Raw genomic sequence first — 13,381 nt, 5'->3', positions numbered from 1 at the left:
TCTCTGACGACCAGAGGGGGGCCTCTTGAGAGAGGTTCCCCTTTAGGCTGTCGGAGACATTTTATCCGCCGAGGTAGGCTTTTTTGACATCGGGATCGTCTCGGAGCTGGTCACAGGGGCCTTGGGCGACGATTTCTCCGGTATCGATGACATAGCCTCGGTGGGCGAATTTGAGGGCGAGGTTGGCATTCTGTTCGATGAGGAGAATGGTCATGCCTTCCTTATTGAGTTCCTTGAGGGTGCGGAACATGTCGTACATGAGCAGGGGGGCAAGTCCCATGGAGGGTTCATCGAGCATGATGATCTTGCAGCCGGACATGAGCGCGCGGCCCACGGCGAGCATTTGTTGTTCACCGCCGGACAGGGATTCGGAGCGTTGTTTTTTGCGTTCGTCGAGTCGGGCGAACAGGGAATAGACGCGTTTGTAATCCCGGTCGATGTCGGCCTGTGAGTCCTTGCGGGCATAGGTTGCCAACTTGAGATTCTCCTCGACCGTGAGATTGCCGAAAATGTGTCGGCCTTCGGGCACCAGGGCGAGGTGGAGGTCACTGACGATCTTGTCCGGGGCCATGCCGAGTATGGACGAGCCATTGAAACGGATGTCACCCTGGGTGATCTGCGGGGCTTCGGGTGGCGGGAGCTGGGCAATGGACATGAGTGTCGTGGATTTGCCAGCTCCGTTGGCTCCGATGAGTGTGACGATTTCGCCTTCGGCAACGGTGAAGTTGATACCGTGAAGGGCCTCGATGTTGCCGTATTTGACGTAGAGGTCTTCGACCTCGATGAGTGGAGTGGTCATATGGTGTCATCTCCGAGATAGGCCTTGATGACGGCCGGGTTGCTTTGAATGTCTTCAGGAGTGCCTTCGGCGATGGTGGCCCCGAAGTCGATGACCTTGATCCATTGGCACAGGGAGGTCACGACTTTCATCTGGTGCTCGATCATGAATATCGTGATGTCAAAGTTCTCGTGAATCCAGTGGACGAGCTTGATGAGGTCTTCCACGTCGGAGGAGTTCAGCCCTGCGGCGGGTTCATCCAAGAGGAGCAGTTTTGGGCGGATGGACATGGCCCGGGCGATTTCCACACGGCGTTGTAGGCCATAGGACAGGTTCTTCGGGAATTCGTTGGCAACGTCGGTGAGTGACATGGCTTCGAGCAGTTCCTCGGCGATTTCCAGAATTCGGGCCTCGCGTGCCCGGTATTTGGGACCACGAATGATGGAATCCCAGACCGAATAGCCCATGCGGTAGTGTTGGGCAATGCGGATGTTGTCGAGCACGCTCATGTCGTGCCAGAGGCGGATGTTCTGGAAGGTTCGGGCGATGCCCATGGAGGTCACCTGATGCGGCTTGAGACCGGCGGTGGGGGCACCGTCAAAGGTGATGGTCCCTTCGGTGGGCTGGTAGAAGCCGGAAATCAGGTTGAATATGGTGGTTTTGCCGGCACCGTTGGGACCGATCAGCCCCATCAGTTCGCCGCCCTGCATTTCGATGCTGAATTCGGACACGGCCTGAAGCCCGCCGAATCGTTGGGTCATGGTATCAATTTTAAGCAGTGACATGGTGTCCCCCTATTTGAACGTGTAGTACTTTTTGAGTTTCGGGAACACGTCTGACAGTTCCTTGTTTCCCATGATGCCTTCGGGCCTGAACTGCATGATCAGGACGAGAAGCAGGGGGATGATAACCCATTTGATGACACCAGCTGACGGTTCCCAATCCGGGAAAACGAAGGTTGCCGGGGCCATGAGGAAATCAATGAGGGACTGGGAACGGAGAACTTCCATCAGGAACGTGAAGACCACTGCCGAGATGACCGCGCCGGAGAGCGATCCCATGCCGCCGAGATAGACCATGACCATGGCCTCGGTGGATTTGAGGATGTTGAAGGATTGAGGATTGACGTAGCCGACCACATGCGCAAACAGGCCACCGGCACACCCGGCCAGTCCTGCGGAGATCATGAAGTTGACCAGTTTGATCTTGTTGGTGTTCACGGACATGATTTCCGCAGCGGTCTCATCCTGACAGATGGCGTTGACGCCCTTGCCGTAGGTGGATGTGATGAACCGGCGGATGACCCAGATGGTGAGCACCATGAAGGTGATGACCCAGAAAAGCATCCATGGGCCGTTCAGTGTGTCTTTCATGGCCCAGACGGTGTCTTTCATGCCCTGAAAGCCTCGGGAGCCACCAATGAAGTTCATGTTTTCAATGGCGGAAATGACCATGTAGTTGACGGCGATGGTGATGATGGCGAGATAGTCGTCACGGGTTTTGAATGCCGGGACAGCGACCAGCACACTGGTCAGGGCCGCGACGAGACCGCCGATGAAGATGATCACCGGGAAGATGAAGATCGCCATTTCCGGGGGCAGCATGGGCGTGCCGAGGGTTTGGCCGAAGCAGAGAACGGACAAGACGGAGGAGGCGTAGGCGCCCACGCACATGAAGGCCGCATGACCACAGGTGAATTCACCCATGTTGCCGTTGACCAGATTGAGCGATGTGCACATGATGATGTTGATGCCCACATACATGAACACGGCTTGGATATAGTTGCTGATGATGCCGAATTGCGCCAGGGACAGAAGGAAGAGGGCGCTGACAACCATGACGAAGTTGAGAGAGTATTTTTTCATGTGATGTCTCCCGACTAGATCTTGGTTGATTGCGGCATACCGAATAATCCGGTGGGCTTTATCCACAGGATAATCAGCAGGATCGTGAAGGCGAACAGGTCTCGGTAGGTGGACGGGAAGACCGTGACAACACCGACTTCAATGAAGCCGAGGAGGAACCCGCCGTAAAAGGCACCCCGGATGTCTCCGATACCGCCGACAACCGCCGCGATAAAGGCCTTCCAGCCAATAATCATCCCCATGAATGGCTCAAGGACCGGATAGGACATGGCAAAAAGCAGTCCGGCCAGTCCGGCGAATCCTGAACCGAGAATGAAGGTGAAAACGATGATGGCGTCAATGGGAATACCCATGAGCGGGATCGCGAATTTATCGTAGGAAATACCACGCATGGCCATGCCGATTTTCGTTTTGGTGACGATGAAATTCAGGATGGCAAAAACCGCGATGGCCGTGACGATGACGATGACTTTCAAGTTGGTGATGGTGACGTCGCCGAAATGCCAGATCGATTTTTCGACGAGCTCGGGAAATTTGAGACGGCTGGCACCCAGAACCGCGAGGTTGGAGTATTCGAGGATCAGCCCACACATCAGCGCGGTGATAACAACATAGAGTCGGTGTGCTCCCTTGCGGCGGAGTGGTCGATAGGCAACGCGTTCAAGGGTGACGCCGACGCAGGCGGTCAGGAACATGGTCAGGGGAACCGCAACCAGGAATGTGAGAAAAGGAGATAGCCCGATGGCCGGGCCGAGCAGGAAGCTGGCCACGAAAAAGGCGATGTAGGCACCCACCATGAAAATATCACCATGAGCGAAGTTGATGAGCCGCAACACGCCGTACACCAAGGTGTAGCCTAACGCGATGAGCGCATAGAAACTGCCCCATTGGAGGGCATTGAGTATGTTCTGAATAATAAAATCCACTGTTGCACTTCCCGGGAATTGTCTGTGGGCCTTCAACATTTGAGGCGCGTCGGCCCGTTTTCACGGTAAAAAAGCGGGGGCCGAATAGCCCCCGCCCGATCAGAGTATGTTGGTTAATTCCTTATGGACAGACAGCTTCTTCAAAGACGAATTCGCCTTTGTCGGAGATCCTGACGACCACGGCGCACTTGATGGGATCACCTTGCGCGTCGAATTTCGAGGAACCGGTGATGCCGTCGAAGGATGTGATGTTGGACAAGCCTTCACGGATGGCCTTACGCATGGCCATGGTGTCTGATTCGACTGTGCCAGCGTTTTGGATGGCCTGAATCATCATGCCGATGGAATCCCAGGTCAAAGCGGCGTAGTCGGCCGGGGTGGCTCCGTACATTTCTTCATACCGTTCGATGAATTCCTTGGTCGCGCCCTTGGCTCCGGCCGCAGCATAATGGGTGGAGAAGAAGTTGCCGTAGCAATCGTCGCCACACAGCTTGATGAGGTCGGGAGTTCCCCAGGCGTCGGAGCCCATGAATGGGCCTTTGTAGCCGAGGTCCCGGGCCTGTTGGATAATCAGGGCGACCTGATTGTAGTTGTCAGGCACGAAAATGAAGTCGGGCTTGGCACTGATGACGGTGGTCAACTGCGCGGAAAAGTCCTGATCCTTGGTGCCGTGAGACTCAAAGGCGACGACCGGACCCAATCCCTTGGCTTCCCAGGATGTCTTGAAAATTTCGGCCAGACCCTTGGAATAGTCGTTGGACACGTCGAAGATGACACCAGCGGTTTTGGCACCGAATTTCTTGGATGCGAAATCCGCGGCAACAGGTCCCTGGAAGGGATCGAGGAAGGCGGCGCGGAAGACCCAAGGGCGATTGAGCGTGGTGCTCGGGTTGGTTGACCACGGGGAAATCATGGGCACGCGATTCTCATTGCAGGTGCCGCCTGCGGGGACAGCCTGTCTGGATGAGTTGGGACCGATGATGGCCACGACATTTTCCTGGTCAATGAGTTTCAGGGCAACATTGGTGGCGGATTCTGCCTTGGATTCGTTGTCCATGTACACGAATTCGAGCATATACTTCTGGCCGCCGACGTCCAGGCCACCCGCGTCGTTGATGTCCTTGAGATACATTTCTGCCGCGTTTTTGGACCCTTCGCCAACTTCCGGGATGTCACCTGTCAGCGGCAGGTTGAAGCCGATCTTGATCGTGTTTGATTTTTCCTCGCTACAACCAGCCAACAGAAAAGCACTGCATACCATCATCAGGACCAGCAGACCAATGCCTTTGAAAACTCCTTTCATCCTCTCCTCCTCTCATAGAAATAGTAGTTACCAATCGAAACAGCGTAGATGCTTACACGAAATACCCCGTTAGAGGAAGGGGGTTTTCAAAATACAATTTTGCAAATATGGTGGTATGGTTGGATAAAAGACGTCTTTTCAAGGTGTTTCATAAGAAATGAAACCGAAATTTTTCAAAAAGAAAAATTTCGGTTTCCAATATTGTCAACATAAAGTTTTCAAAAAACTCAATTGTGTATTTATGGCTTATTTCATGGACGAATTGAGTGTTTTCCTTTTGATAAAATCCAGGACTTCAGTCACGCAGTCTTCGAGGGATCTGGTGGCTGTTTCAAGGTGCAGGTCCGGGTTTTCCGGTGGATCATACGGAGCACTGATGCCGGTATAATTTTTGATTTTTCCCTGCCGAGCGAGTTTGTAATACCCTTTGACATCACGTTTCTCACATTCTTCGACCGGACAGTCCACATGGATGAGATAGAAATCCCCATCTTCATGCATGGCACGGAGACGCTGTTGAACGTCGTGCTCCGGGGTAATGAACGCGCACAGGCAGATGGTCCCGGCGTCCATGAAGAGTTTGGTCATTTCACTGATACGTCGGATGTTTTCGGCTCGATCCTTCGGTGAAAAAGCCAAGTCGCCACACAGCCCATGCCGGACGTTGTCGCCATCAAAAGTGTAGGCATGAATGCCACTGTCGAAAAGGCGTTTTCCCACGGCGTGGGCAATGGTTGATTTCCCGGCTCCGGACAGGCCGCAGAACCACAGCGTCACGGCGCGGTGGCCATTTCGTGTTTCGCGGTGCTTCCGGAAGACTTCGCCACGGAATGTACCGTTGCTGTTATTGGGTGTCATTTTTTGCGTTTTTTTGCGCTTTCTTTTGGGCTTTTCGGGCCTTTTTCGCTTCGATCTTTGCTTCTTCCTCTTCTCGCAGAGCGCGGCGAAGCACCTTGCCAACCATGGTCTTGGGAAGGTCTTCCCGGAACTCGACCTTGCGGGGGACCTTGTAGTTGGCCATTTTTTCTCGACAGTAGGCAATGACGTCACTTCTGGACAACGTTTCGCCCGGTTGTGTCACGACGTATGCCTTGACGATTTCACCGCGTGCTTCATGCGGGATACCCACGGATACGGCTTCCTTGATTTTCGGATGCGAGTGCAACACTTCATCGATTTCTCGTGGGTAGATGTTGTATCCACCCGAGATAATGAGGTCTTTCTTGCGGTCCACGATGTAGAAATATCCTTCTTCATCCATGGTGGCGATGTCGCCGGTGTACAGCCAGCCGTTTCGCAGGACGTCGGCCGTGGCGTCCGGGCGGTTGTAATAGCCTTGCATGATCTGCGGTCCTCGGACCACGAGTTCCCCGCGCTTGCCCGGCGGGAGCGGGTCGCCACCGACTTCCATATCAACAATCTTTGCGTCTGTATCCGGGAAGGGCAGTCCGATGGAACCGACCTTGCTCACGCCTTCCAGCGGGTTGAAGTGGGTGACTGGAGAGGCCTCGGTCAGGCCATACCCCTCGGTGATGGCGGTGCCGGAGCGTTCCTTGAATTGTTCCATGTATTCAACTGGCATGGGCGCGGACCCGGACACACAGACATTGATGGACTTGAGATCATACTTGTCGATGTTCTTCTGCTGGAGCAGGGAAATGTACAGCGACGGTGCCCCGGGAAAGACCGTGGGCTTGAGCTTGTTGATGCCCTTGAGGACATCCAGTGGGACGTATCTCGGGAATGGAGCGAGCGTTGCGCCCAGACTGGTGGGCCAGGCCAGGCACGTGGTCAATCCATATATATGGAAATAGGGGAGGATACCGAGAAAGGTTTCTTTTTCCTTACCCAGAGTGTGCATCATGGCATGGCACTGCCGCATGTTTGCACTGATATTGAAATGACTGAGAATGCATCCCTTGGCCACGCCGGTGGTCCCGCCAGTGTATTGGAACAGGGCCGGGTCCTGATAGTTCGTTTTTTCTTCGGTGAATCTCTCGCGGCCTTTGGTCAGGTCTTTGAAGGGGAGGACGTGTTTTCCGTCGTAGGGGATTTTGGGAGCAGTGCCGTTTTTTTTGGCTTGGAGTTTATACAGAGTGCTGAGGGGAAATTTCAATCCTTCACCAACGGTGGTGATGTAGAATTTTTCGACCGGAATGGCCCCTCGCAATTTATTTAATTTGGGCCAAAGCATGTCCAGAGTGATGCAGCATCTGACCCCTGCATCGTTGAACTGGTGAATGATTTCCGTTTCCATGTACAGCGGATTGGTCATGACACCTGTTGCTCCTGCCCGCAGAACGCCCCAAAAAGCGATGATGGTCTGCGGGAGGTTGGGGAGCATCAGGGCAACCCGATCCCCTTTGCGTATTCCGGCGGCTTTGAGATTGGCTGCGAAAATTTCGCTTTGAATTTTGAGCTTGGCATAGGTGATTGACCAGTTCTTGAAGACAATGGCCGTTCGTTTTGGCCATTTGTGGGCAGCCCTGTCCAGAAAACGGAATAAGGGAATTTTGTCATAGTCCAGGGTTGGCGGCACGTCAGGGTCATACGCCTTGAGCCAGGGGCGTTCTATATGCTCCATGGAGAGGATATCCTTGTTGTGTTGAAATAATAGTGTCTCCCAAACCTATAATAGGCGGGGCACGGGGTCAATACAGTGTGTTTCAAACGGTGACAAGTCGAGTTTTTGACGAACGAACGCATCATTGCCGTTTTGGCTGGGAAAATGTGTTTTTCTGGCAGCATGTTATGAAAAATAAACATATGAATGCCAGCGAGTTGATCTGAGAGGGCCCCGTTTGCCATCGGGAGAATCGTGTTTTGGCAGATTCTTTGCAACTCTTTTTTTTGTTTCCAGAATGAGGAAAGGATTTCCGTGCGGCTAAAGTTTGCATTGAAACCGACCGATTATTCAATGTGTCAACGATTGTCGCGCAATGGCTTTGAAAAAGACATGGACGAAAATCCGTTTCAAATCATGGAAAATTGGTGTGTTGACAGGGCTACAGCCCCTGTCTAGAGTGACATGTTTTGATGTGTAAATCCTCTGTGTCGAGGATGATTCATTGACCGAACGAACGACCGAGAGAGTTATGGCTGACCATGGTGAAAATGTGATTCCCGGAATGTTGATAACCGATGGGTGTTATCTGAAACCGAGCAAGCGCGCGCGAGTGCTTGCCATTTTGGATGCGCTTTCACGGGATTCCACAGTGTCCCAGTTTGAGTTGGGTCGGCAGCTTCATCTGTCCGGGGCCATGGTCAATCAATATCTCAAGCAACTGCAATCCGAACAATTGATAGAATTTTACCCGGTCAACGGAAAGAGCTACAACTATACCCTGACAGAACAGGGTAAGGCGTCTCGACAGCGGATGTTTTCCGACTATTCGTCTGAAACGGTTCGTCTGTACTCGACGATCAAGGAATTCGTGTTGAACCGGCTTGGTTTTCTGGAAAAACAGGGAAAGACAAAATTGGTCTTGTTCGGTGCTTCCGAGACGTGCGAAGTGGTGCTGTCCGCTCTTCGAGAGACAGGATTCCAAATACTGGCACTGCTTGATAATGATACGAAGAAACAGGGGCAGATTTTTAATGGTCATGTGGTTTCCGCGCCGCATGTTCTGGATCAGGTTGACTGCGATGCCGTTGTCATTACTTCTTTTGGCAAACAGGCCGAGATTTTCGAGCAGCTCGAGCCATATTCTGAAAAGCGCGGATTTCAAATTGTGAGATTCTGATATGCAACAGATTCAGTCCGTCACACTTCGTTCAGGTGTCACCATTGGCTCCGGCCATCCCTGTTTTATTGTCGCAGAGATCGGCAACAACCATCAAGGTGAGTACAATATCGCCCAAAAGATGGTCGATGAAGCCGCCGCTGCCGGTGTGCAGGGGGTTAAATTTCAAAAAAGGGATGCCGAGGCCCTTCTGACCCGGGAGGGCAGGGCTGCGCCGTATACCGGCCCCAACAGTTTTGGACCGACCTATGGTGAGCATCGTGACGCTTTGGAGTTGTCTATTGAAGAAATGGGACGGCTGAAGGCGTACAGCGAATCCAAGGGATTGATCTTTTTTGCTTCAGCCTGGGATGCACCCAGTCTTGACCAGATTGTCAGCCTGGATGTGGAGCTGCTTAAGATCAGTTCTGCTGAGCTGGTCAATGTGCCGTTGGTACGCAAGTATGCTGCTACGGGTATTCCGATCATTTTGTCCACCGGCATGAGCAGTCTGGAAGATATTGATGTGGCCTTGGCCGAAATTCATGCGTTTCATGACAAGGTGATTCTGTTGCATTGCAATTCCACGTATCCCTGCCCGGAAGACCAGATTGGACTGCCGGTCATGGACGCTTTGAGGGAACGGTACACCGTCCCTGTGGGCTATTCCGGCCATGAAAAGGGCGTTGGTCCCAGTGTGGGCGCAGCAGCTCTTGGAGCGTGTGTTGTCGAGCGGCATTTCACGTTGGATAAAAGCCTGAAGGGAACCGATCACCAAGCGTCGCTGGAACCGCAGGAACTGGCGTCCATGGTGACCATGATTCGGGAAGTGGAAAAAGCCATTCAGGTCAAGGGAAAGGTCGTGTTTCCCGAAGAGCAGGCCGCTTCCAAAAAACTCCGTAAATGCATCGTGTTTTCTCGGGAATTGCCTGCGGGGCATGTCTTGACCGAAGCGGATCTGACCACGCGTTGTCCGAGAGTCGGTGTGTCTCCGGTCCATTGGGATGAAGTTTTGGGCAAGGTTCTCAATCGCGCTGTTCAGCTCGAAGAGCCCGTCCAATGGGATACCCTGCGGAATGAAGCGGGAACTGTTGGCGAGGTCGCGACGTCCTGAACAAGGGAATACGGTGCCCTTGATGCAGCGCGTCACAGCGTGACGTGTTCATGAAAGATGCGTCGTTTTTTTCAGACCCCATGAGCTTTTTGTTTGTGGGGTTTTGTCGTGCCTGAAAGGGGTGGTGTCAAAATCGGATAAAAGTGAAAATAATCATTCATTTTGGGTATGAGGCCGTGTTAAGCGTGTCTTCGGACAGTCCATTCGGGGAAGGGAGGAAACCAAATGAGCCAGGCTGATATATTGTTGGAAACAGGGACAAATGAACTTGAGATTATTGAGTTTTTTGTCAAGGAAGAGACTGAGAAGGGTGTGGTCACCCAATATTATGGCGTGAATGTCGCCAAAGTTCTTGAAGTTGTCGAGGCTCCAGAGGGACTTGAAGGGTCCGAAGCGGCCGTGCATCCGAGTTTCCTTGGGACGATTCCCCTTCGAGATCTGATTTTGCCCGTTGTGGATTTGAGCGTCTGGCTTGATATCACCAAGGCACCAGCCCCGAATGAACCGATTATTGTCACGGAATTCAACTCCATGATCACCGGTTTTCTGGTTTCCGGCGTAACGCAGATTTATCGCGTCAATTGGGCCGATGTGGAGCCGCCCAGCAAGTACGTTTCGTCCATGGAGACAAACTGCATTACCGGCACGATCAAGATCAAGGACCGATTTGTCCTCATGCTCGACCTTGAACAGGTCCTGGCTGATCTTGACGGATCCGGGGCTGCCAATGTGCAAGAGAACAGTGTGGTTGCCGATGAGCGATATCGTGCATTGATCGCGGATGATTCCACATCCGTGCGGCAGTTGTTGGAAAATAATTTTACCACGGCGAATTTTGACGTGGACATGGTCGGTGATGGGGCCGAAGCATGGGCACGGTTGCAAGACATCAAGGAAAAATCCATCGAGGAAGGAAAAAGTCCTCTGGAGTATCTGGACGCGGTGGTGTCGGACGTGGAAATGCCTCAGATGGATGGCTACACGTTGACTCGCCGAATCAAGGAAGATCCTGTGCTCAAGGTGTTGCCCGTGACCTTGTTCTCATCACTTATTTCAAAATCCGTCCTGCACAAAGGCAAGGCCGTCATGGCTGATGCCCAAGTAACCAAGCCTGAATTCGAAGGATTGACGCAGAAGGTTATTCAGTTGATTCAAGGATGGAGCGAACAGGAGTCCTGTTAGCCGACAACTTCACCCAACTGTTTGCGCAGGGTGCTGATGCCACAGGAGTGGTGCATGTAGACCGGAACATTCTTGCCGCGCACTGCGTCAAGCACGTCTTTCCGGGCCTTGTGGGAGACCTTGTTGGTGAACATCACCACAAAATCGACGTTTCCCAATGATTGGGATATCTTTCGTTCCTTGCCGGTAAAATGTTTGAGTTTGACGCCATTTTTCTTGGCTTCAATCATGTATTCCCTTTTGAGCCTGTCCATTCCGCCAACGAGCGCAGCACACATATTTGCCTCTTTTGTTGTTGAAATTGAAAATCGTTATCAATCAATATAGTGAGAATGAGGGGGTGTCAACACAAAAGCCGTTTTTCTTTTAGGTTGGAGGAACAGTGCCTGAGGCCATTGGCACTGATTTGGTCGATCCGGTTATTCTGTTGAGGTCCAGGATTCGTTTTCCGGATCGATTTCCGGGAGCGCGCATGGAGGCGTTTCAACGACCCGGTTGCCCCGGCCTTTATCCAGAAGGAAAGGGGCTGTGCCGATGACAAGGTTGACCTGACCGCCAAGCAGGATATGTCCCTTGATGCCAGTGAAATCGTTGAGATCGGTCCAGGCAAAGGTGTTGGCCGTGGCCTTGAGTGATTCAAAGGGATAACAATAGATCGCGTATCGACCTTCACCCCGGACCCGGTTGTTGGCAAAAAAACCGCGCGAGCCGGTCTGAACGATGCCGCGAGACCTGTCGCCGCCTGCCAGAACGATGTCGTTGCAGGTGACCACAGTGTCATTGGCATAGAGCAATATTCCGGTGGAGGCATTGCCGCGTCCTTCGATGCGGTTGCCGGTTATGGCAATTCGACTGTTGCGGGAAAAATCCGTGCCCCCTCGCGTATCGAAATACCAGCCGGCCACAATGCCGTTCGGGGTATATTTGTGTGGGTAGGGAATTCCTTCTTCGGCAGTCACGATGCGGTTTTCGGCGATGGATATGGACCCATTCCCTTTGATATCCCGGACGTTATCCAGCACTTCAATGGCGTTGCGAGAGGTGTGGAGGATCGTGTTGTTGCGGATAGTGATTGCTGCGCCGGTGGTCCAGTTCGCGAGAACGCCGAATCCCGCTGTGGTGTCCGGGTGGGTGTCTTCCATGAAAAACCGATTGTCTTCAATTCGAATCGTGCCGGTCACCGCTTTTTTCAATGGTCCTTTGGTGAAGACGATGCGATTGCCCACAACGACTCCGGCTTGAAAGGGCAGGGTGTCCCGTTCGGATCGTTCGATGTCGATTTGTTGGGGAAGGACGTTGGTCACGACACAGTCCCTGATATCCAGCCCACTGACATGCGGGAAATGAAGCGGCGAGCCTTTGGCCCGATCGAATCGGATGGCGCGGATGGCCACAATGGGCCCGGTTTCGGCCGGAGGAGCGTCCGGGTACGGCAAAGGGGCGTACAATGTCCAAAATCCGCCGCTGATGAGTGTTTTTGGATCACCTATTTCGTCGATTTCTCCGGAAATGCGGATGTTTTTCGTGATTTTGATTCGCCCGTCGGTTCCGAAATTGAAATGTCCCTTGAGCAGCACTGAGCCGCCCTTGTCCACGGCGGCCTGAACATTGGGGACATCCTGCGTCGGAGTGTCAGTGCCAATAACGGTGGTATCGGCTGCATGGGCCGGAACTGCACAAACAAGGGCCAGCAAAAAGAGCGTGACCAGTCCGGATAGAGTGAATTTCAAGCGAAGAATTCTGTGTGGCATGGAGAAGAAATTACATGCTTTGGACCGGGTTGACAAATGGTGGGTCAATATCCCTGCCGGTGTTCACGATCTCGTTGTCCCCTGTCTCGAAAATTCCTGTCCACACGGTTGTATGCGTCTTGTGCTCGGATGGCGTTGGCCACGGCTTCACAGGCAAACTGAAGGTCCGGTTCATCGGCGGATTGAATGGTCCGCAGGATTGTTTTAAGGGCCGTGCTGATGATGCGTTGTCCGGCCCAGTCCGGGTAGTGTGTCCAGTGCGCAATGGCGGTTTTCGTCTTGCCGAGTTTGGCTGCTGCGTATCCGGCATGAAGGAAGGCATCAGGAATATCCTTTGCTTCGAGACATGTTTCAAGGGTGTGGAGGGCGTCTTCAAAACGTCCAGTTCGGGCATAACAGATACCGGCCATGACCAGATGCGACGGGCGCACGTCCTTGTGTGCGGCGGTTTTTTTGCGCAGATGGTCGTCAAACGCGGTGGCTGCCGTGGCAAAATATGCGGCGGCCTTTGTTTCATCGCGACGGAATTCAGCGGTTCGCCCTCGTTCGAAATTCTTTTCACCAATGCGATACGGCTGCACAAAGCGGTCGAAAAAAGCCATGGTTGGGTCTCCTTGGGTGGTGGGATACCATCTCAATACACAAAAATACCATGTCGGCACTCCAAGGCTTAATCTGGTAACAGTACCAGTAAAAGTGAAGCTCAAAGGAGGCCGACATGGCTAGGATTAAAATATCAT

At 52.9% G+C, this 13,381-nt stretch carries 13 protein-coding genes; 3 read left to right on the top strand and 10 right to left on the bottom strand.

Annotated features, from left to right (window positions below; all coding sequences use genetic code 11):
- Window positions 1–61: 61 nt before the first annotated feature.
- From GO013_RS13100 to GO013_RS13070, 7 genes are all read right to left on the bottom strand, one after another.
- Window positions 62–799: an ABC transporter ATP-binding protein gene (locus tag GO013_RS13100; RefSeq protein WP_163811828.1), complete on the bottom strand. Its 738-nt coding sequence runs from the start codon at window positions 797–799 to the stop codon at window positions 62–64.
- Window positions 796–1,563, bottom strand: coding sequence for an ABC transporter ATP-binding protein (locus GO013_RS13095; protein WP_163811826.1), 768 nt, complete (start codon window positions 1,561–1,563; stop codon window positions 796–798). The genes GO013_RS13100 and GO013_RS13095 overlap by 4 nt, the downstream gene beginning before the upstream one ends.
- 9 nt (window positions 1,564–1,572) lie before the next feature.
- Complete coding sequence (locus GO013_RS13090) at window positions 1,573–2,643, bottom strand: branched-chain amino acid ABC transporter permease (RefSeq protein WP_163811824.1); 1,071 nt, start codon at window positions 2,641–2,643, stop codon at window positions 1,573–1,575.
- Window positions 2,644–2,657: 14 nt separating this feature from the next.
- On the bottom strand, window positions 2,658–3,569 hold the full coding sequence (locus GO013_RS13085) for a branched-chain amino acid ABC transporter permease (protein WP_163811822.1): 912 nt from the start codon (window positions 3,567–3,569) through the stop codon (window positions 2,658–2,660).
- Between the two features lie 121 nt (window positions 3,570–3,690).
- On the bottom strand, window positions 3,691–4,872 hold the full coding sequence (locus GO013_RS13080) for an ABC transporter substrate-binding protein (protein ID WP_203529604.1): 1,182 nt from the start codon (window positions 4,870–4,872) through the stop codon (window positions 3,691–3,693).
- Between the two features lie 246 nt (window positions 4,873–5,118).
- Window positions 5,119–5,730, bottom strand: coding sequence for an adenylyl-sulfate kinase (gene cysC / locus GO013_RS13075; protein ID WP_163811821.1), 612 nt, complete (start codon window positions 5,728–5,730; stop codon window positions 5,119–5,121).
- Window positions 5,717–7,456 carry a long-chain fatty acid--CoA ligase gene (locus GO013_RS13070; RefSeq protein ID WP_163811819.1) on the bottom strand — a complete coding sequence of 580 codons (1,740 nt, stop codon included), beginning with the start codon at window positions 7,454–7,456 and terminating at the stop codon, window positions 5,717–5,719. Before GO013_RS13070 ends, cysC begins: the two co-directional genes overlap by 14 nt.
- Window positions 7,457–7,967: 511 nt before the next feature.
- On the opposite strand from GO013_RS13070, the gene GO013_RS13065 reads away from it, so the two are divergent.
- The 3 genes from GO013_RS13065 (at window position 7,968) to GO013_RS13055 (ending at window position 10,890) form a co-directional block, all read left to right on the top strand.
- Entirely contained in the window at window positions 7,968–8,615 is a 648-nt protein-coding gene (locus GO013_RS13065) for a winged helix-turn-helix transcriptional regulator (protein ID WP_163811817.1), read from the top strand.
- A gap of 1 nt (window position 8,616) precedes the next feature.
- On the top strand, window positions 8,617–9,708 hold the full coding sequence (locus tag GO013_RS13060; RefSeq protein WP_163811815.1) for an N-acetylneuraminate synthase family protein: 1,092 nt from the start codon (window positions 8,617–8,619) through the stop codon (window positions 9,706–9,708).
- 225 nt (window positions 9,709–9,933) lie between these two features.
- A complete protein-coding gene (locus GO013_RS13055; protein WP_163811813.1) occupies window positions 9,934–10,890 on the top strand; it encodes a chemotaxis protein in 957 nt (318 codons plus the stop codon).
- On the opposite strand, the gene GO013_RS13050 is transcribed toward GO013_RS13055, so the two are convergent.
- The 3 genes from GO013_RS13050 to GO013_RS13040 all read right to left on the bottom strand — a co-directional run bounded on the left by GO013_RS13050 (window position 10,887) and on the right by GO013_RS13040 (window position 13,243).
- Window positions 10,887–11,168, bottom strand: a complete 282-nt coding sequence (locus tag GO013_RS13050; protein WP_163811811.1) for a DUF2325 domain-containing protein — start codon at window positions 11,166–11,168, stop codon at window positions 10,887–10,889. The two genes, GO013_RS13055 and GO013_RS13050, sit on opposite strands and share 4 nt — an antisense overlap.
- 141 nt (window positions 11,169–11,309) lie before the next feature.
- Window positions 11,310–12,641 carry a right-handed parallel beta-helix repeat-containing protein gene (locus tag GO013_RS13045; RefSeq protein WP_163811809.1) on the bottom strand — a complete coding sequence of 444 codons (1,332 nt, stop codon included), beginning with the start codon at window positions 12,639–12,641 and terminating at the stop codon, window positions 11,310–11,312.
- A 44-nt stretch (window positions 12,642–12,685) separates the two neighbouring features.
- Window positions 12,686–13,243 carry a hypothetical protein gene (locus tag GO013_RS13040; RefSeq protein WP_163811807.1) on the bottom strand — a complete coding sequence of 186 codons (558 nt, stop codon included), beginning with the start codon at window positions 13,241–13,243 and terminating at the stop codon, window positions 12,686–12,688.
- Window positions 13,244–13,381 lie beyond the last annotated feature (138 nt).

This window comes from Pseudodesulfovibrio sp. JC047 (genome assembly GCF_010468615.1).
Lineage (GTDB): Bacteria > Desulfobacterota > Desulfovibrionia > Desulfovibrionales > Desulfovibrionaceae > Pseudodesulfovibrio.
Note: the sequence above shows the minus strand (reverse complement) of the source record. Positions and strands in the feature narration are given on the sequence as shown.